This window comes from Roseburia intestinalis L1-82 (genome assembly GCF_900537995.1).
Taxonomy (GTDB): domain Bacteria; phylum Bacillota; class Clostridia; order Lachnospirales; family Lachnospiraceae; genus Roseburia; species Roseburia intestinalis.
On record NZ_LR027880.1, the window covers coordinates 3716107 to 3737299 of the forward strand.

Annotated in this window: 17 protein-coding genes and 1 riboswitch; of the genes, 1 reads left to right on the forward strand and 16 read right to left on the reverse strand. The window is 44.4% G+C overall.

Going from position 1 to position 21193, the window contains the following annotated elements; translation table 11 throughout:
- Positions 1-66: 66 nt before the first annotated feature.
- From RIL182_RS17445 to metK, 10 genes are all read right to left on the reverse strand, one after another.
- Complete coding sequence (locus RIL182_RS17445) at positions 67-1491, reverse strand: hypothetical protein (RefSeq protein ID WP_006856307.1); 1425 nt, start codon at positions 1489-1491, stop codon at positions 67-69.
- 66 nt (positions 1492-1557) lie between these two features.
- Positions 1558-2535 carry a CotS family spore coat protein gene (locus RIL182_RS17450; RefSeq protein WP_242655504.1) on the reverse strand — a complete coding sequence of 326 codons (978 nt, stop codon included), beginning with the start codon at positions 2533-2535 and terminating at the stop codon, positions 1558-1560.
- A 67-nt stretch (positions 2536-2602) separates the two neighbouring features.
- Positions 2603-3943: a CCA tRNA nucleotidyltransferase gene (locus RIL182_RS17455; protein WP_006856305.1), complete on the reverse strand. Its 1341-nt coding sequence runs from the start codon at positions 3941-3943 to the stop codon at positions 2603-2605.
- Entirely contained in the window at positions 3940-7251 is a 3312-nt protein-coding gene (locus RIL182_RS17460; RefSeq protein WP_006856304.1) for a tetratricopeptide repeat-containing diguanylate cyclase, read from the reverse strand. Before RIL182_RS17460 ends, RIL182_RS17455 begins: the two co-directional genes overlap by 4 nt.
- A gap of 216 nt (positions 7252-7467) precedes the next feature.
- On the reverse strand, positions 7468-8907 hold the full coding sequence (gene proS / locus RIL182_RS17465; RefSeq protein ID WP_006856302.1) for a proline--tRNA ligase: 1440 nt from the start codon (positions 8905-8907) through the stop codon (positions 7468-7470).
- Positions 8908-8949: 42 nt separating this feature from the next.
- Complete coding sequence (locus RIL182_RS17470; RefSeq protein ID WP_006856301.1) at positions 8950-9615, reverse strand: RluA family pseudouridine synthase; 666 nt, start codon at positions 9613-9615, stop codon at positions 8950-8952.
- 2 nt (positions 9616-9617) lie between these two features.
- The gene (locus RIL182_RS17475; RefSeq protein WP_006856300.1) at positions 9618-9860 is read right to left on the reverse strand and encodes a hypothetical protein; all 243 of its coding nucleotides are present in this window, start codon (positions 9858-9860) and stop codon (positions 9618-9620) included.
- A gap of 579 nt (positions 9861-10439) precedes the next feature.
- Positions 10440-11129 carry a response regulator transcription factor gene (locus RIL182_RS17480; RefSeq protein ID WP_006856297.1) on the reverse strand — a complete coding sequence of 230 codons (690 nt, stop codon included), beginning with the start codon at positions 11127-11129 and terminating at the stop codon, positions 10440-10442.
- Complete coding sequence (locus tag RIL182_RS17485) at positions 11122-12609, reverse strand: HAMP domain-containing sensor histidine kinase (protein WP_006856296.1); 1488 nt, start codon at positions 12607-12609, stop codon at positions 11122-11124. Before RIL182_RS17485 ends, RIL182_RS17480 begins: the two co-directional genes overlap by 8 nt.
- A gap of 181 nt (positions 12610-12790) precedes the next feature.
- The gene (metK, locus tag RIL182_RS17490) at positions 12791-13972 is read right to left on the reverse strand and encodes a methionine adenosyltransferase (protein WP_022113335.1); all 1182 of its coding nucleotides are present in this window, start codon (positions 13970-13972) and stop codon (positions 12791-12793) included.
- A 119-nt stretch (positions 13973-14091) separates the two neighbouring features.
- A riboswitch (SAM riboswitch) is annotated at positions 14092-14209 on the reverse strand.
- Between the two features lie 177 nt (positions 14210-14386).
- On the opposite strand from metK, the gene RIL182_RS17495 reads away from it, so the two are divergent.
- Positions 14387-15466 carry an HD-GYP domain-containing protein gene (locus RIL182_RS17495; protein ID WP_015560189.1) on the forward strand — a complete coding sequence of 360 codons (1080 nt, stop codon included), beginning with the start codon at positions 14387-14389 and terminating at the stop codon, positions 15464-15466.
- A 38-nt stretch (positions 15467-15504) separates the two neighbouring features.
- On the opposite strand, the gene RIL182_RS17500 is transcribed toward RIL182_RS17495, so the two are convergent.
- The 6 genes from RIL182_RS17500 to RIL182_RS17525 form a co-directional block, all read right to left on the reverse strand.
- A complete protein-coding gene (locus RIL182_RS17500) occupies positions 15505-16245 on the reverse strand; it encodes a YoaK family protein (RefSeq protein ID WP_006856291.1) in 741 nt (246 codons plus the stop codon).
- Between the two features lie 16 nt (positions 16246-16261).
- Positions 16262-16447 carry a hypothetical protein gene (locus tag RIL182_RS17505; RefSeq protein ID WP_006856290.1) on the reverse strand — a complete coding sequence of 62 codons (186 nt, stop codon included), beginning with the start codon at positions 16445-16447 and terminating at the stop codon, positions 16262-16264.
- An 11-nt stretch (positions 16448-16458) separates the two neighbouring features.
- A complete protein-coding gene (locus tag RIL182_RS17510; protein ID WP_006856289.1) occupies positions 16459-17751 on the reverse strand; it encodes a UDP-N-acetylglucosamine 1-carboxyvinyltransferase in 1293 nt (430 codons plus the stop codon).
- A gap of 154 nt (positions 17752-17905) precedes the next feature.
- The gene (locus RIL182_RS17515) at positions 17906-19468 is read right to left on the reverse strand and encodes a M23 family metallopeptidase (RefSeq protein WP_006856288.1); all 1563 of its coding nucleotides are present in this window, start codon (positions 19466-19468) and stop codon (positions 17906-17908) included.
- A gap of 31 nt (positions 19469-19499) precedes the next feature.
- Complete coding sequence (locus RIL182_RS17520; protein ID WP_006856287.1) at positions 19500-20012, reverse strand: shikimate kinase; 513 nt, start codon at positions 20010-20012, stop codon at positions 19500-19502.
- A 73-nt stretch (positions 20013-20085) separates the two neighbouring features.
- Positions 20086-21129 (reverse strand): peptidyl-prolyl cis-trans isomerase, encoded by a 1044-nt coding sequence (locus RIL182_RS17525; protein ID WP_172606722.1) that lies wholly within the window; start codon positions 21127-21129, stop codon positions 20086-20088.
- Positions 21130-21193 lie beyond the last annotated feature (64 nt).

Here is a 21193-nt window from a genome sequence, read left to right on the forward strand (position 1 = left end):
TATTAGCGATAACGAACCTGTTTTTCAAGTACTATTCCATGCTAAATTTGTACAATTCTGTCCTTTTTAGTTGCTGTTACCGGATAATGTTGACAGAAGCTCTGACAATGTAGATAAATAGTCCGCACTGCTGCCTGTTGATGTTCCATCTCCGGTACTGTTTCCTGTATAAAGATCCGAAGATGTACCCGTGCCGGTTCCGCTTCCTGCTGCCGTGCCGGTCGATGTGTCAGTACCGCTTCCTGCAGTTGTTCCGGCTACTGTTCCGGTACTGCTTCCCGATGTTGTTCCACCGCTTTCGCCGGCCGTATGACTTCCTGCAAGACTTCCTGCAAGGCTTCCTGCCGCTCCCTCTGCCGAACTGTCCGCTTCATTTGCTGTTTCCGCAGTATTTTCTGTTTCCGTTTCCTCCGTGGTGCTGTCTGTTCCGGTGCCGTCACCCGACATTCCGACTACGATCGTTGCCTCCTCAGAATTAACAAATAATTTCTTATTAAAGGTATCGTACCCTGGCGCCGTGACCGTAAGACTGTGCACTCCATACTGGATTGGAACCGCCTCTTCCGTATCAACAACCTTTCCATCGATCTGAATGAGCGCATCCTCCACATCCACGGCAAATAAAATATTTCCAAACTTCGGTCCCGCGCCCTTTAAGGTATTAAGATCAAGTGTCTCTGTTCTTCCACTCTCGATCGTAAGCTCCGTACTGCCGCCGTACCCATTATTTGCCACCGTCACAGTATAGGTGCCTGCCGGCAGCTCCATTGTCATATCTTTGGTCACTTCCGCAAAAATTTTGCTTCCGATCTGGATAAAGCTTCCCTCAAAAAGATCCGTATTGGTCAGAGCAAGCTCTCCATGTCCGGTCGTAACCACAATGGAAATCAGTTTTTTTCCTATACCGGTCACACGCAGTGTATCTAAATCAGTCAGATCAGACAACTGTTTTCTCAGGTCATCCTCACAGATATAAAGATCTGCATCATAGGAATACCGCTCATCTCCAATCTTAAAAATACCACGGTCCATATCCACCGAATAACGCGATACATCCGGATATTCCCAGACGGCATCTGAAATCTGCACCTGTGTGACTTTTCCCTGGTCATCTTTTTCTCCCACCGTGATCACTCTGCCCGGCTCAAAATAAGACACTGCAGTGCGGTTTCCGTATTTATCGAGAAACCTGGTCGCAAGTGTGTAATAATACACATACTCTTTCCCGGATGCAATCTGCTCTAACGTCAGGCATTCCTCCTGCATGTCATTTGTTTTGATCAGAAACTGGTCACTTCCGATCACAGCTTCATTTTTCTCAGTCGTCTCCGCCGACTCATCTGCATCATCCGACGTTTCTTCCGTTTTTGCATCTTTCTCCTGATCCGGATAATAATAGCGTCCGGTCACGACCGTATTTTTCTTCCCACATCCGCCAAGCAGCATGACCATTGCTGTAAGCAGTAATATGATCTGATATTTTATCTTCATGTATTCTCCTGTCTCCTACTGTAGCTTTGAACAATTTTTTACTCACCTGATTATACCGCAAACTGTCTATACGGTAAAGTGAAAGAGCATCTGTAAAAACTGCTCCCTTGCGTCCTCCTGTGCAACGACTTTTTCCAGTTTTTCTATATTTCTTCCCGACAGCCACGCCTTGTGTGAATTATAATAACGGTTGGCGATCTTCCAGAATTTTTCCGGGTATGCAAGATACACATACAGATATTTCAGTTCCTCCGGCGACAGTTTTCTGACCCGGTCATATCCGCGGATCAGATCCATGCCAAGCCCGGCATTCCAGTTATTTTTTTCCATCATTTTCCGGATAAAGTTGGCAAGATCCCCGACGCTCTCCTGATACAGGAAATTTTCAAAATGGACAACCGCGATCCCTTCCCGTGAAAAAATGACATTGTGCTGGTTATAGTCCCCATGGCAGAATCCGATCAGCTGTTCCTGGATTCCCAGATCTTTTAAAATATCCGTCGTCTCCTGTGCTTTTTTCACATACTCCGGATACCAGACCGCAAACATCATCTCAAAATCATTCTTTTTCTTTTTTGCACGGATATAATTTCTGACTTTGTTCAATTCCCGGTTTCTTTTTTCATAGAGAAGAAGCAGATTATTCTGCCCTGACTTTAAAAACTCCGGCACACTGCCCTCATAATTCTGCGCAGACTGGTGAAGCAATGCAAGTTCTCTTACTGCAGAAAGCATATCCGCCCTGTTTTTCGTGTCACATTCCGCCCCCGGAAATGCCTGATATAATATGTATTTTGTTTCCTCCTCGTTCACGGAAAACGGCTCACCCTCTTTTGTCCGCATTACCGTCTCCACCGTTCTTCCCTGTCCACTCAGATGATCCAGCATATCCGCTAAAAACCCGGCCCGCTCCTTTGATCCTCTGTATTCCCGCAAAATTTTCGGTCCCTGCTCTGTATCACACTGATAGCTGTCCCGTCCTCTTGAGATGGACTTTACTTCCAGTTCGTATTGTTCTAATATCTGTTCCGGTCGATTATACAAAAAAACGCCCCCCATATGATTGATTACGGTCTTACCCCGTGTCTCTTCATCATATGAGAGGGTTTGTTTATTCATGACTACAGATTCGCTCTAACAGCAGTTCCCTGTTATTCAGTTCTGGATCATCAAGCACCAGTTCTAAAAGACTTTTTAATGTCTCCCCGATCTCTTTTCCGGGTTTCATCCCGGCAGCGATCAGATCACTTCCATTTACAGCTAAATCCCGTATTGTAAGACACTGATTCTTCTCTAAAATTTCCCGGTATAACGCCTCATAGCCATCTACATAAGAGAGTTTTTCTTCTCTCTGGTATTCACTCTGTGCCAGAATATCCGCACGTTTCACTGCAAATAATGCAGGATACTGTTCCACTCCGATCCTGCTTACCGCCCTTCTTACGTTTTTCTCGGAAAGCGGCGGATTGTCATCATGCCAGCACACCAGCCGGCACACCTTATCGGTCGTGTCATTGTCAAACTTTAACCGGCGAAGGATCTTTCTTGCCATCTCACTGCCTTCTTTGGGATGTCCGTAAAAATGGTCATTGCCGGAAACATCCGTGGTTCTGCACACAGGTTTTGCCACATCATGTAACAGCATGGTAAGGCGCAGTACCTTATCTCCCACAATATGTTCCAGCGCTGCCACCGTGTGCTCCCCGACCGAATAACAATGATGCTTTGTATTCTGCGGTGTCGCCATCATACGGTCAAACTCCGGCAGAAACACTGCCGTAAGTCCTGTTTCCCATGCAGTCCTGATTTCTCCCGGATGTGCGGATGTAATTAATTTTACCAGTTCAGTCTGTATCCGCTCCGCACTGACTTTTGCAATATTAGGCGCAAGTTTTACCATCGCTTCTTTTGTCTCTGCCTCGATGTCGAACCCAAGCTGCGCCGCAAAACGCACGGCGCGAAGCATCCGCAGTGCATCCTCGGAAAAACGTTCCATGGCACATCCCACACAGCGGATCACGCCGCGCTCTAAATCACCCACACCGTCAAACGCGTCGATCAGGCCGTTTTTGTCATTGTACGCCATGGCGTTGATCGTGAAATCACGCCTTTTTAAATCCTCTAACAGACTCGCGGTAAACTGTACATTTTTCGGATGTCTCGCATCCTCATATTCCCCGTCGATCCGGTAGGTCGTCACCTCAAATCCCTCATGTTCCACCATCACAGTCACGGTTCCGTGCTGGATCCCGGTGTCAATGGTATGAATGTTCTTTTCGGCAAATATTTCTTTGACCTGCTCCGGTTTTGCCTGCGTCGTGATGTCCCAGTCGCCCGGTGTGCGGTGTAACATGGTATCACGCACACATCCGCCGACTGCATATGCCTCATACCCGTGTGTTTCCAATGTTTCTATGATAAATTTTACTTTTTCCGGCAAAACGATTTTCATATACGGTAAGTTCCCTTTTTCGTTGTCTTGATCGAATAGAGCAGATCATCCGCCCTCTTGATCATCTGGTTGATTTCTTCCTCGCCATGAATGTCTTCTGCCAACACGATTCCAATGGAGCAGGAAATGCGCTGCTCTTTCCGGATGGAAATCTGTTTTTTCAGTTTCTCAGAAATCGCTTTTTCAAAACCGTCCGCCTGATCGATCTTCTGATAGATCTGCTTTGCCGTTTCCTTCAGCCTTTCTTTATCCGCGGTGAAAAATACAATAATGTATTCATCTCCACCATAGCGGCAGACAAATCCCTGTTTTTCACACAGACCGGAAAAAATATCTGCCATTTCCTTTAAAACCAGGTCGCCGACATCATGACCGTAAGTATCATTATAATGCTTAAAATTATCGAGATCAATAAACATCAGACCCAGTTCCGGTTTCCGTTTTCCACCCGAAAATTCATCTATCAGATCTTTGATCCTACGGTAAAAACCTTCCCTGTTGTAAATTCCGGTGAGCTGGTCAGTGACTGCTGCGAGGTAAAGTTTATTGTTCATCTCGTATATTTTATCATATGCGTCCAGACGGTTCAAAGAATATTTTACCTCGCGGAATAAAAGCTGATACATATTTAAATCATCTTCATCGAGCATATACCGGTTTACGGAAGAATGCCAGTTATCCTTCATCCTCACATAGGTGATCAGAAAACTTTCGAGTTTTGCATTGTTAAAATACGGCACCGCCACCAAAGAGCACACGTCATCCTCACCAAACAATGCCGTGATATCCTGGTGTTCGTTATAGTTGCTGCTGATCTTTGAGATCGCGTAGCCTCCCGGATTCCGCTTTAAAGATGCGATGATCCTGCCCGTCCGCTCCTCGTTTAAATCGATCCCGGTATTATTGTATAATACCTGCGTCTGTCTCTCCATACAGCGCGCATACACCGCACAGTCCACATTAAAGTGATTTAAAAATGTTTTCATGACCGCATCGATCATTTCCTCTGCACAGACCCCGGTCACATCAATCAGTTTCTGCCAGGTCGAAATAAAATCCAGCTGGTGTTTCTTGCTCTTATAGGCTAATACCATGCTCTCCTGCCAGAGCAGTACGTCTAATTCCTGTTCGGAAACATCCTGCTGCCCGTCCGCCTCATCCACCGGCGGCAGTGTATCCATCATTTTTTTCGCCAGTTTTCCATAGGTACTGAAATGCTGCCTTTCGTATTCTTCTAACGTTTTTTTCTGCTTCTCATAACCTTTCTGATTTTCGAGACATTTGAAACATTCCATCCGCTTTTGCTGGAAAAGTGCATAGCTGAAAAACTGATTTCCCTCGGATCGGCTCAGATAATCCTCCGCTTTCTCATAATCTGCGTCTGCCTTTTTATACTCTCCATCGTGTACAGCAAGAAGTCCGCGGGAGAATGTATACAAAAACATGTCATCATCGACCTTTGCATAATCGTGGACTGTTCCAAACCTATCCCCCATCTTTTCTTTTTCTATAACGTAATTTAAAAACTGCCTGCAGTTGTTTAAATAACGTTCACAGTTAAACCGGTTACCCTCTAAGATCGACACAAGAGCGAGCAGTCCATATAATTTGGATAGATTGCAGACTCTTAAGCTGTTTAAATGCAGACGCTCCACCGCTTTCATGCACTGTGTCAGATAAAACTCCGCCTTTTCATATTGTCCACACATAATGCAGTTTAAAGACATGTTATACTGCACTTCCGCAATATCTTCCGGTTCCCTCAGATGATAAAACAGACGGATTGCATGCCTGTAATAAGCCATCGCGCGCTCATTTTCACCGATCGCACATAAGTTATATGCAATCCCCGAATAAATACGCCCTGCCTGGATTGATCTTTTATCTTTCAGTGCCTCATAAGTCCTCACCGAATAAAGCAGAGATATCTCATACATACCGTTTGTCGATGACAGCATAATATTTTTCTGGTATGCCATATTGATCAGATACTCATTTCCAAGTTTTTTTGCTATGCGGATTCCCCTGCTGAAATAAATCAGAAACTCCTCGGACTGGTTTGCTTTTTTCACGATCTCCGGCTTGTTATCGTACGCATAAATATATACATGTGCCAGGTGATTGCGATAGTTGTAACGGATCAGATTCTGGATCAGGCTTTCCTTTATCTTTACATCCTGTGCACAGAAAAAGATGTTATACCAGCCGGACATCTGGATCTTTGCCTCCAACAGTTCGGATAAAAACATCCGGTAATCATCGGACATTTTCCCGGCGATGCGGTATGTTTCTCCTGCCATCTCCAAAGCCTCTTTTAATTTTCCCTGGTACATATATGCGGTCGCGATCAGATAATCCTGCTCATATGCACACTCCTCTTCCTTTCCGGCAAGATGGATTTTTTCCAGATCCTCGCAGATTTCAAGCGCTTTTGGAATATCCTGTCTTAAAATCGATACTTTGACAAATAAGAGCCACATGCGAAAACGCGCGGCATCATCCACTAAAAGATTATCAAATTTTATCTTTCGATCAATGGTTTCTAAATAATATGCCGCCTGGTCAAAATCAAGAAATTCGACCATATTCTGCAGTTTCCGGTACACTTTTTCACTTCCATAGTCAACGTATTTTTCGTCATCTATGGTTTCTTCTTTTTTTCTGCCGGAATTTCCAATATGATAAATCTTACTGCCATCATCTAATGTCTCATACAGCATTTCCCAGTCCGGCACCAGAAATTCCGGCATTGCCTGGATATCACTCACGCCAAGCACAAGACCGATATTGCAGTTTTCACATTTCAAAAAGCGCGCCGTAAGCTGCATGGTACTTTTAGAAGCCAGCTGAAAACGGTTCAAAACAAACAGAACCGGATGCCTGTCAGCAATGGCACACAGCATGCGCTCAAGTGCCGCCAACATGCGTTCCTGCTCATATGCCACCTCATCAAGCAAAATGATCTCCTCCCGCCCTGTATTATCCTGATTAAAATAACCAAGCAAAACCGGCCGGTGCAGATAATACACATCGCACGTTTCCATAAATTCTTCAAACGTTCCCGTCATATACCGCCTGAACCCATCACAGATCATGGTAAGATACGGCTCATACGCACAGGTAATCTCCCCCGTTTCAAATTCATGTACCTGTACGAAAATGTCTTCATTTTTCTCAAGCTGCTTTGTATCATTTAAGTTTTCTACGGAAAATTGTCCACTGTATCTGACTAAAAGATGGTTCTTTTCCACAGTTCCCAAACCGGCTGCTACCTGTTCTATCGCACCATCATAATATTTTTCTATCATCTTCTCCTGCCCCCTGGAAAAATAATATTTTGTGTTACATGTACTTTTTCTGTCCTGTAATTCATCGTAGAAACGCTACCGGAATCGTTTTCATATTATGTAAAAAGGAAACAGAACCTTGTGATCCGTGAAACCTGGCTGTGTTCCCCGGATCATTTTCCAGTTCTGTTTTCATTCAAAGTAATCCATCTGTTTTCAAACAGACTATTAATTATCTTAGTATGCTTTACCCCAATATACTAATTTGTGTGCCGGCTTTCCACAGCATACACAGACATCTGAAATGTGCTCCTGATCGTTAAACGGCATACAGCGTGAGGTCACTGCAAGGTCTTCTTTGATCTTGTCCTCGCAAGCCTGATCCCCACACCACATTGCACGGATAAAGCCCGGTTTCTCATTTGCAATCGTGGTAAATTCTTCGTAATTATGTGCATCCCAGATATGTGCATCTCTGTGTGCTTTTGCACGCGCAAACATATCTTTCTGAATCTGCTCTAACAACTCTGGCAGTTTTGCTTCAAGTTCGTCTAATGCGATCTCAATCTTCTCTCTGGTATCACGGCGTACTGCCACACATTTGCCTGCTGCGATATCCTTTGGTCCAAGTTCGATACGAACCGGGATACCTCTCATTTCCTGCTCAGAGAACTTCCATCCCGGGCTCTTGTCGGAATCATCAAGTTTTGCACGGCAGACTTTTCCGATGCGTTCACAGACTTCTTTTGCAGTGTCAAGCACACCGTCTTTCTGCTGCTGGATCGGGATGACCATAGCCTGTACCGGTGCAATACGCGGCGGCAGCACCAGACCCGAATCATCTCCGTGTACCATGATGATCGCGCCGATCAGACGTGTCGTCATACCCCAGGATGTCTGATATACATACTGAAGTTTGTTATCTTTATCCGTATACTGGATGCCAAATGCTTTCGCAAATCCATTGCCAAAGTTGTGGCTGGTTCCTGACTGTAATGCCTTTCCATCATGCATCAGTGCTTCGATCGTGTAAGTTGCCTCCGCACCTGCAAATTTTTCTTTTTCCGTCTTCTGTCCGCGTACAACCGGCATTGCTAATACTTCCTCACAGAAATCCGCATAGACATTTAACATCTGTACGGTTCTCTGCTCTGCTTCCTCTGCGGTCGCATGTGCGGTGTGTCCCTCCTGCCATAAGAACTCTCTGGAACGTAAGAAAGGACGTGTCTCCTTCTCCCATCTTACAACAGAACACCACTGGTTATATACCTTTGGCAGATCACGGTAAGACTGGATGATGTTTTTATAGAAATCACAGAACAATGTCTCAGAAGTCGGTCTGACACACAGACGTTCCGGAAGCTGATTCAAACCACCATAAGTTACCCATGCAACCTCCGGTGCAAATCCCTCCACATGATCTTTTTCTTTCTCTAACAGACTCTCCGGGATAAACAGCGGTAAATATACGTTCTCAACACCGGTCTCTTTGAAACGGCGGTCTAACTCATGCTGAATATTTTCCCAGATCGCATAGCCTGCCGGACGAAGGATCATACATCCCTTTACGGATGAATAATCGATCAGTTCCGCTTTCCTGACCACATCTGTATACCACTGGGCAAAATCTTCCTCCATGGAAGTGATTGCCTCTACTAACTTCTTGTCCTTTGCCATGATAAATCTCCTTACTCTTCTATCTAAACCTTTGGATTTATTTTATGATAAACCAAAAGGCTTGTCAATTTCAAACTCCAGTTTTCTATGCGTTTTCGGATGCCGGAACGCGATCTTAAAAGAGCACAGTGCAAGCTGTCCGCCCGACGGTGCAATGTTTTCTTTGAAGTTGTACTTTTTATCCCCAACGATCGGCATCCCTGCATGTGCAAGCTGCACCCGGATCTGATGGTGGCGTCCGGTATCAAGTTTGATACGCAAAACGGCATGTTTTCCATCCTGCTCGACCACCTCATAGGAAAGGCTGGCATGTTTTGCCTGCGGTGTTCCTCTTTCCACCACCTCGGAGGTATTTGTCTTTCCATTCTGTAAAAGTTCATCCTCTAAGGTTCCTTTTTTCTTTTCCGGCACGCCGTCCGTCATCGCATAATAATATTTGTCCGCCAGTTTTGTTTTGATCTGGCGGCTTAGATCTGCCGCTGCTTCTTTATTTTTTGCAAACACCATAATGCCTTCCACCGGCTGGTCTAACCGATGTACCACACCAATATAAGGAAGCTCCCCTTTGGATGCACGGTAATTTTTTAGCAGGCTCTCCATGTCCGCCTGCCCGATGCGTCTGGTCTGTGTCGCCACGCCTGCCGGTTTTTTACAGACGATAATGTCTTCATCTTCATAAATGATCGCTGGCTGCATACTGTTCCTCATTTCTACTGCTTGATCGGCATATTGTCCACGCAGCTTTTAAAATCATCTCTCCTTGCAGATTCTTCTCCCGGCAAAGGAGTAGCTCTCTTTCCACCGCTCTTAGAACATTCCTGGCACGCATCTGCCCCTGCAGATGCCTCTGTTCTTCCAAATCTGCACTGTTCCAGGTGATCTCCGCTTGCAAGATACACGCCCTCTGTGCTTTCTTCTGCCATTACAACAACTGGTTTTTCGTAGTTACTCATTTGTGTTTCCTCGCTTATCCCATATTGATCGGGATATGAAAAATGTGCCCTGTTTTTCTGTCCTGTTATCTGAACCCGAACTTTTTTATTATATACCCTTTTTATACTCTATCTCAAGCTCTTCTGCAAGATATCCATCACTCATGCAATGCATGTCGGAAATGCAGCTTTTTCAAAGCATCTTCTGTCCGAAAGCAAATCTGCATATCCGGCTTTTCATAGCGAAGACGGTTAATCGCTTCTTTCTTATCAATCAAATGATCAAAATCTTCCGTTTCTGATCTGTACTTTCATCAAATTCATATTACTTCTTTGAAAACGATGTACTGGCAATAAGGCGCGGAAGCCATTTTCTGACTTCCGCGCCATTTTTCTTTTCACTGATACATGCAAAATAAAAAACCTTTACAGTTTAAATGTATATCCTACACCCCAAATAGTCGGAGAATATTTGGGATAAAAACTAAAGTTTAAAACGGTATCCTACACCCCAAATAGTCGGAGAATATTTGGGATAAAAACTAAAGTTTAAAGCGGTATCCTACACCCCAAATAGTCGGAGAATATTTGGGATAAAAACTAAAGTTTAAAGCGGTATCCTACACCCCAAATAGTCTCTATATACTGAGGTTTATTAGTATTCATCTCGATCTTCTCACGGATCTTTTTGATATGCACGGTCACAGTTGCGATATCTCCGATCGACTCCATATCCCAGATCTCACGGAAGAGTTCTTCCTTCGTGAACACATGGTTCGGGTGCTCTGCTAAGAATGTTAAAAGGTCAAATTCCTTGGTCGTAAACTGTTTTTCTTCCCCGTTGACCCAGACACGTCTTGCTGTCTTGTCGATACGGATGCCGCGGATCTCAATCACGTCGTTCTCTACTGCGTTGCTTCCGATCAGGCGCTCATAGCGGGCAAGGTGTGCCTTTACCCTCGCGACAAGCTCACTCGGTGAGAACGGCTTTGTGATGTAATCGTCCGCGCCAAGTCCCAGTCCCCTGATCTTATCGATATCGTCTTTTTTGGCAGATACCATGAGGATCGGTGTATTTTTTTCCTCTCTGATCTGTTTGCAGATCTCAAAGCCGTCAATGCCCGGCAGCATCAGATCTAAAATGTACATATCAAAATCTTCGGAGAGCGCACGTTTTAATCCGACCACGCCGTCATTCTCAGTCTCCACCTCAAACCCGCTGAGTTCTAAATAATCTTTCTCCAGGTCTGCGATTGCAACCTCATCTTCAATAATCAAAACTTTACTCATTTGGTACCTCCTGATATTTACGAATTACAAAATACATGACCGTTCCGATGGACTCTTTGCTGGTCGCCCAGATCTTTCCACCATGGTCTTCTATGATCTTCTTTACAATGGACAGACCAATACCGCTGCCGCCGGTTGCCGAGTTGCGCGACGCATCCGCGCGGTAAAACCGGTCGAAAATATATGGCAGGTCTCTTGCGGAAATACCTCTTCCGTTGTCCTCGATCTCCACCTGAATAAAGTCACCGACATCCTTGATGCGGATATTGATAAATCCCTGCTGTTTATCCAGATACTTGATGGAATTGCCGATAATATTGTGGATCACACGACGAAGCTGCTCCGGATCTGCTATGATCAAAACATTTTCGTCCACATAATTAAAGTAGGCAAGCCTGATATTTTTTGTTTCAAGATCAAGTCCGATCTCTTCTACGCAATCATTAAAATATTCCGATACATTGATCTTTGCGAAATTGTAAGGGATACGGTTCGTATCAATTTTAGCATACAATGTCAACTCATTTAAAAGCGTATCCATCTCATTTGCCTTATTGTAGATCGTGCGGATATATTTATCCCGCTTCTCCGGTGTATCCGCCACGCCATCCATCAGTCCTTCCGCATACCCTTTTACTGCCGTGATCGGCGTCTTTAAATCATGTGCAATATTGCTGATGAGCGTCTTGTTTTCTTTTTCTCCCTCAATCTTTTCCTCCGCATTATCCTTTAAGCGCAGGCGCATCTCCTCAAACGATCTGCAGAGTTCCCCAATCTCATCCTTGCTGTCCGATTCCACTGAAAAATCAAGATTGCCGTCCTTGATATTCTGTGCCGCCGTCTGCAGTTTTTTGATCGGATTGATCATGCTGGTATACATCCAGATGGTCAGCATCGTCGCAGTCAGCACAAGGATCAGCAGGATCGAGATCAGCACATCAATGAGAAGTTTCTTTACCTCCGGAACTGTCTCCTCTAAGATCGTAACAATAAAGGCACTTCCGTCACTCCCATCCTGAAACTGGAAGTCGATCTGCTTGATCAGCACCTGTTCGTCACCATCAATGTAAGTGCCGGCGTCCTCATCTTTCACCGTATCCCCATACGACGGCAGCTGTGTCAGCAGCGAAATGCTTGCATCCTCACCGATATAAATTAACTCTTTATCCTTTCTCACGATCAGATAAGAACTCTTCTCCTCTAATGTCTGGTTGAGTTCATTTAAATATTCCTGATCCTCCAGCCGTGCCGGATCATTCTTCGCCGCATCTTTCAGTTCCTTGAAACATTCTTTCGTAAAACGGCTTAAAAGCTGCATGGAATTGGAAAAATAGCTGTAATTATTTTCCTTGATTCCATAAGTCTGCTCAATCGCCTTCACCTGTATACGCTGAAAACTGAAAAGTGCCGCCATCATCAGCACGATCGGAACAAATATGATAATACAAAAAGAAATGATGATTTTTGATTTCAGTTTCATATTACATGTTCGCCTTTCCGGTTTCTGTTCCCACAAAAAAGGTCATAAGGGTATTTTATGACCTTCATAAACATACCTTTATGACCTATTATAGCATGAAAAATTTCAAATCCCATTTAATTTATATAAAATTGTCTAAACTTTTTGTGAAGACAAATGAGTTTTGTATTTCAGATATCTCTTACAGATATTTTTTTAATGTCTCAGCTTTATCAACTGCCTCCCACGGAAGGTCTAAGTCTGTACGCCCGAAATGGCCGTAAGCTGCTGTTCCACGGTAGATCGGTCTTCTTAAGTCAAGCATCTTGATGATTCCTGCCGGACGAAGGTCGAAGTTCTCACGAATGATCTCAACTAACTTCTCATCGGATAATTTACCTGTGCCGAAAGTATCTACCATAACGGATGTCGGCTGTGCTACACCGATCGCATAGGATAACTGGATCTCACATTTCTCTGCAAGTCCTGCTGCTACGATGTTCTTTGCAACGTAACGTGCTGCATATGCTGCAGAACGGTCAACCTTTGTACAGTCTTTTCCGGAGAAAGCTCCGCCGCCGTGACGTGCATATCCGCCGTAGGTGTCTACGATGATCTTACGTCCTGTTAAACCTGCATCACCGTGCGGTCCGCCGATTACGAAACGTCCGGTCGGATTGATGAAGAACTTGGTTTCTGCATCGATCATCTCTTTTGGAAGGATCGGATCGAAAACGTATTTTTTAATGTCTGCATGGATCTGCTCCTGTGTCACATCATCGTCATGCTGTGTTGATAATACAACTGCCTCAAGACGTACCGGTTTTCCAGCCTCATCGTACTCTACGGAAACCTGTGTCTTTCCGTCCGGTCTTAAGTAGGTCAGTGTGCCGTCTTTTCTTACTTTGGTTAACTGTAATGCCAGTTTGTGTGCCAAAGAGATCGGATATGGCATTAACTCCGGTGTCTCGTTGGTTGCATAACCAAACATCATACCCTGATCGCCTGCTCCGGTATCAAGATCATCTGTTAAGGCACCCTCTTTTGCCTCTAATGCCTTATCAACACCCATTGCAATATCCGGTGACTGCTGGTCAAGCGCTACCATAACTGCACAGGTATTTCCGTCAAATCCGGTTTTTGCATCGTTGTAACCAATCTCGTTGACTGTTTTACGAACGATTGCAGGAATATCTAACTGTGCTTTTGTAGTGATCTCACCGGTTACTAAAACAAAGCCTGTACAGCTTGCTGTTTCACATGCAACACGGCTCATTGGATCTTCTGCCATACATGCATCTAAGATTGCGTCAGAGATTGCATCGCAGACTTTGTCAGGATGTCCTTCTGTTACGGATTCGGATGTAAATAATCTTTTTTCCATTTTTATGCTCCTTTTTCTGATAGTGTTTTTCGTGTTCTTTGCGTAATTCTCCATTACACAAAAAAAATCCACTTGCGAAAAACAAGTGGAAGTGATAGCTGTAAATCAATCATCAAATCCTCTTATTGTTCGAACATATATGTACTGTCAGGTACGATTCGCTCAGGTTGGCACCTTCCGTAGAGGGGTTGCCGTGACTTCACAGATCCTTTGTATCTCCATCACTCTGAATAAGAAAATTCTAAAAATATTAAGTTGAAAAACTCACAGTGGCTAGAATACACCTGTTTTCCCCAAATGTCAAGGTGTATTTTCTTAACCTTTTACACAAACCAGATTGACTTTCAAATGTGAAAATTCTATACTATACTTAATTATGAACGTGACAGACGTACAAATGAAATGGGGTTTTTTATGAAGAAGGTAACAGTCAATAAACTTGAACCAGGCATGGTCACTGCCGAACAGATCCTGACAAAAAACGGACAGATGATCGTTGATAAGGGCGTCACACTTACAAGACCGCTTATCATGCGTCTTTCCTTTTATTGTGTTTTAGAAGTGTGTATTGAAGATCCGGATGAACCAAAAGATCCTGAAACACCGCATTTTATCCCGGCTTACTCCCAAAAAGTAAAAGCATCGAAAGAGTTTCAGACGTTCCAGTTTGATCATTCATTCGTACTGAACTCTTTAAAGTCCTCCATGGAGGGATATGTTTTTCACAATCAGCCGCTTGACACTGATGATCTTCTCGAACAGACAGTCAAACTGTTCAATTCCTGCAAGACATCACTGGAACTTTTTGATATGCTGCATAATATGCGCGCCTACGACGACAGCACTTACGCACATTCTTTAAATGTGGCTCTGATCTGCCGCCGTATCGGTAAATGGCTGAAAGTAGACGCCGCCACTTTAGACACTTTGACACTCTGCGGTCTTTTGCATGATATCGGCAAATTAAAGATTCCGGATGAGATTTTAAACAAACCGGGCAAATATACCGACGAGGAATTTGATCTTGTCAAAAGGCATACAAAATTTGGCTACGAATTATTGAAAACTTTAAATATTGATCCACATATCAAAAAAGCTGCCCTGCTCCATCATGAGCGCTGTGACGGATCCGGTTATCCGCTGAAAGCGACCCAGAAAGACTTAGACGACTTCTCGATGGTTGTTGCAATCGCCGATGTTTACGATGCCATGACTGCCGCGCGTTCTTACCGCGCTCCTCTTTGTCCTTTCCAGGTCATTGAACGATTTGAGCAGGAAGGTCTTCAGAAATATAAACCAAAATTTATCCTTACCTTTTTGCAGCATATCGCATCCACTTATCAGAACAACCGTGTTCTTTTAAGCAACGGACAGAGTGCCAATATTGTGATGTTAAACCAGCAGCATCTCGCAAGACCGATCGTACAGTTAAACGACAACTCCTGTATTGATCTCTCTACACGTCTTGATCTGCATATTCAGAGTATTCTGTAAGTAAAAACGCAGCACCGCAGAGGTTCTGCGGAGAACGATCACAGTTTCTGATCGTTCTCCAGCAGATTTGCCTCTTCGAGTGCTTCTTTTGCTTCTTCTTCCGTTTCTTCCGGTGTACCATTCTCTACCGGTATCTTTCCAATGTACATAAACAGGCGTGCCACAATCAGTGGTACAAATCCTATAAAAGCACCATATGCCCCATATGTATAGACGGATACGCAGCCAATGCATGCACCAACAAAAAATGAGAGTACCGTCATCGTATACATGATTCCTTTTCTCCGGAATTCCGGATCTTTTGTCAATACAAACTGTGTCCATGCGAGCAGCGACTGTTTAAAATTATTCGTAGTAAAAATGCTTGCACTGTTATACCCCGATGCGCCGGAATAACTGCCCCACTGAAATGCCGAACAGAAAAATATCGGGTAAAGGCTCACAACCGCAGACATCCCCTCCGGCATCATCGCTGTTACGGTGAGTCCCGCTGCGTCTACCCAGAGCACCAGCTTTCGCATATCCAGTTTCGTAAAATTCGTCAACAGATAAGAAATCACGATCGCACTTCCAAAAATAAGAAATGCTAAAAATCGTATCCCCACTTCTGCAAAATTTTTTCCGGTAAGTGCCGCCGCCATCTCCATGACATTTCCGGTCTGTGCGGAACCAAAATTTCCTGCATGCAGCAATATCGCATAGGTTCCAAGAAATCCTCCAACCAGTGTAAGATTCCAGTGAAGGATCATATCAAGTTCTTTTTGAAATATTCTTCTCATCGTTCTCCCTCTTCCCTTAAAACGCTATCATCATGAATGTCTGCGCGCAAAAACTGCCATGGTAAAAGACGTCTCCCATACCCGGAAACGCCCTCTCCATGGCAGCTTCTACATCGTAGTCCCTGCATAACAGCTCTTGCTTAGCAGCTTCTACATAATAGTCCCTGCATAGCAGCTCCTGCATGACAGTTTTCCCTGCCATGTTTTCAACTGCTATGACACTTTCAGTGTAAACTTCTGTATCTCTTTCTCTGTGCTTACTTTCTCGATCACAGCCCCCAGTGATGCGAGTTTCTTTTCAAATTCTTCATATCCACGTTCAATATAGTAGATATCGTCTACCACCGTGATGCCTTCCGCCGCAAGTCCCGCGATCACAAGAGCCGCTCCGGCACGCAGATCCGGTGCATTGACACGGGCTCCGGTATAATTCTCAATACCACCGATGATCGCTATATTGCTCTCTACTTTAAAGTTGGCACCCATGCGCGCCAGCTCACCGACATATTTAAAACGGTTTTCAAAAATACTCTCCGTAACGGTGCTCGTACCCTCCGAAATACCTAACACAACCGCGATCTGTGGCTGCATATCTGTCGGAAATCCCGGATACGGGAGCGTCGTAACCTGTGTGTGATGCAGTGGTTTTGAGGATACCACACGCACCGCATCATCAAACTCTTCCACCTCACATCCGATCTCAAGCAGCTTCGCACTGATTGCCTCTAAATGCTTCGGGATGACATTCTTTACGGTGACATCTCCCTTTGTCGCTGCTGCTGCAAGCATAAATGTTCCGGCTTCGATCTGATCCGGGATGATAGAATATTCTGTCTTGTGCAGTTTTTCAACACCAACAATCCGGATCACATCCGTACCGGCGCCTCTGATATTTGCACCCATGCTGTTTAAAAAATTGGCTGCATCAACAACGTGAGGCTCTTTTGCCGCATTCTCCAGCGTTGTCTTACCCTCTGCCATGGCTGCTGCCATCATAATGTTGATCGTTGCACCGACAGATACCTTATCCAGATAAATATGTGTACCTTTCAGCTGCTTTGCATCTGCAACCACCAGACCATGGCGGATATCTACCGTCGCACCAAGTGCCCGGAATCCTTTCAGGTGAAGATCAAACGGACGGCTTCCGATATCACATCCACCCGGAAGAGCTACCTCCGCATGTTTATATTTTCCAAGGAGTGCTCCCAGCAGATAATAGGATGCTCTGATCTTACGGATATATTCATTGTCCACAACCAGATTATGAATAAATGATCCGTTCATCTTTACTGTATGCGCATCCAGTCTGTCTACCTTCGCACCAATATCACTGATTGCATTTAACAGCACATTGATATCTCTGACATTTGGTAAATTTTCTATTGTAACGGTCTCATCCGTCATAACCGCCGCAGAAATAATGGCAAGCGCAGCATTTTTTGCTCCGCCGATCTCCACTTCTCCGACTAACGGATTGCCTCCTTTAATGACATATTGTTCCATACCACACCTCTATGAACCTTTTCATACAAACACATAATTATAGTTGCTATTATGTGCTTTTGTCAAGAATTATATCACAGTTTCAATTTTGTTGTAAATATGCAGATATTCCCAAAAATGCCCTTCATTTCCGCACACTTCCGTTCAACTTTTATCAGTTACTGATGTACTTCAACGGATTGACTGCAGCCCCTCCGATGTATATTTCAAAATGCACATGTGGTCCTGTGGAACGTCCGGTACTTCCGCTCAGTGCAATCGGTTCCCCCTGCTCCACCTTCTGGCCGACTTTCACCAGCAGCTTGCTGTTATGTGCATACCGCGTCAGTCTTCCGTCCGCGTGGCTGATCACCACATTATTGCCGTATCCACCGTTATAAGATGCCTGGATCACAGTTCCCGCACAGGATGCGTACACGGTTGTTCCAATCGGGCATGCCCAGTCCACACCTTTATGCATTCTTCCCCAGCGTCTTCCAAATCCTGATGTAAACCTTCCACCGGCAAGCGGCTTAATGTATGTCGGCGGCACGATCGTTCCACGCTCCACAACTGCTGCCTTCGCTGCCGTCATGATCTTCTGGTGCGCTAACTCTCTGCTCACTTCAGCACCGTTTTCATATACAACAATATCGTTTCTCTCACGATGACCTGCCACGCCCTCTTCTAAAACTTCCTCCTGATTGGTATACCAGGAATCATTTTCCTTAATGACAGGTTCCTCCTCATAATCTTCCTCGTAAACTTCTCCCACAGTCAGCCTGATCTTTAAATCCGGTTCCGGAACCGCAATGATAAGCTCCTGTCCTTCCCGCAGTGAGTCTGCATTCTCAAGTCCGTTCAATGCCATAATATCTGCCACTTTTGTATCATGGTCAAGTGCGATCACAGAGAGACAGTCACCACTCTCTACTACATATATTTTATTCGATTCTTTCTCTTTTGTTACTTCAGCAGCGGCATCATCCGCAGTGGTAAACGCATCTGACTGCACATAATTCTCATAGACCTCAATATTTTCCACAAATGCCATATCAAGGACACCCGTTTCATAAAAATCTGCTGCATCCGATGTCACGGCATCTAAAAGCTGCGTTGCAGACTCTAAGGAAACGCCCGCAAGCGACGATGCCTGCATATCCTGCGTTTCTTTCTCCCCGGTTTCCGCCGGATCGTCTTCGTTTTCTGCCTTTTTCAGATCAGCCGTTAATATTCCACCGATCTGTCCCTCCAACGTCTGATATACAACAGTATAGGCATTGTCTTCATCCGTTTTTTTTCTGACCTGATTCAGAAAATCTGACACTTCATCCAATGTCTTAAAATTTCCACGGTAGGAACCGATCGCAACCGTATAGGCACGCTCCCTGCTCTCAATCGTCTTCTCTGCTAATATCTTTTTTAACTGTTCTTCCAGTGTTTCTTTCTTTTCTAAACGCACAAACGGTTTCTTTTCTGTTTTTACAGACCATTCATAATCCATGCATAAACGGCTTGCAGATTCTTCTGCCAGTTTTCTTCTTGCCTGAAGGATTACATCCTTCACATCGACATTTTCCGCCACATACCCGACAAATGTTCCGTCTACATACACGCCCTGATAGTTCTGTCCTAATGCCGTCTGCTGCGAAAGCGCACTTCCTGCCAGTATGATAAGGAATCCGCCAGCAGCAATGATGCCGGACAGCATTTTTTTATCTTTTAATCTTTTGTTCATCTTCTGACTCTTTCATTCCATTGATGTGATTTTACAAAGATTCTTTTTGAATTTGCGCCACGATCTTTTCGATCGTCTGTTCCACGTTCAGGCCATCCTCCGCGATCGTGATGTCCGCATATTTTTCATATAGAACAACTCTCTCATCATACAGGTCTTTTAACGTCTGTCCGTCTTTTAAAACAACGCCCCTGCCTTTAATATCTGACAGTCTGCGGTCGATATCCGCATAATCTAATTTTAAATAGATCACAGTTCCGATCTGCCTTAAGTGCTCCATTGCCTCTTTTCCATATACGACACTTCCCCCGGTAGCAATGACCGAATGATGTGCTTCTATTTCACTGTTGATACGGTTTTCCACTGCAATAAATCCGTCCGGACCCTCTTCTGCAATGATCTCACGCAGTAACTTTCCTTCTTTCTCCTGAATCACCAGATCCGCATCCACAAACTGGAACCCAAGTACTTTTGCCAATATGACTCCGACAGTACTTTTTCCAACTCCGGGCATCCCGATCAGTACGATATTGTCTTTTTTCATCTGTTTTCTCCCGCTATAAACTTCCCATTTTCATAAAAAAACGTCGAAAGACTGTGCTTTCGACGTTTTCTTTTTACTCTGTTGCCTGCTCCGTCGTGCTTTCTGTCTCTGTATCTTTTATAGTTGTAAACAGGTTATCGAAATTCACGTCATCCCAGACTTTTTCTTTCACTGCCCACTCGATGCCTTCTTTCCATCCATCGAGCGTCTCATCATACAGATCATCTTTGCGCTGCTCAATAATGCTCTGACGTGTCTCCTCTGTTGCATCCTCGTCCACTTCTTTATCAAGACGTGCCACAAAATAAGAGCTGTCGCCATCGATCAGATCTGTTACTTCGCCTTCTTTTAAATTTTTCAATGCTGCTAAAAGATTGTCATCCACAGAATCATCTTCCTGCGTAAAAGTACCGGTGCTTACCGTATAGCCTGCATCCTCTGCCGCCGCATCAAGACCATCTTCCTTCGCTGCTTTTGCAAAGTCAGCTACCTTTGCTGCAAGCTCCTCTTTCTCTTCATCTGTGTAATCTACCGTATTGCCACTCTCATCCTGATGTGTCGTCTTAGAAATGCCCACATAACTGTATGCACCCGTTTTTGCTTCCTCATCTGTCACATTGGTATCTGCGCCTGCAACGATTGCTGCTTTCATTTTACTCTGGATCGTCTCTAATGTAAGGTATTCCTCCACGATCTCCTGCGTCGCACCAAGTGCATTGATTGCATCTTTGCTGTTATCTTCCATAAACTGTGCTGCCGCTGCGGTGAGCGCTGCTTTTTCATCGTCTGTAATGCTGACATTATACTCATCCATATGAAGCTGTAATACGTACATATCTTCTAAGGAGTCCATCACGCTGTCTTTAAAATTATCCTGCCCGGTCGTTCCATTTCCATATAAATCGGATGTCCAGACATTTTTTCCGAAATATGCGGTATAAAAATCATCTGCTCCCGCCTGACCAAATCTTGCTGCAAAGTTTGCGACTCCAAGTTTGACCGGCTCTCCGTTTAAAGTTGCCACTGTTTTATCTTTATTGACTCCGCCACAGCCTGTCAGTACAGATAAAGCCATAGCGCTGCTTAACAATAATGCGGTAATTTTTCTGCTGTTCATATATTCCTCCCAGTGCCCTCTTTTTCCGATATGGGCAGTCATTCAGTTTATTATAATTCGTTTT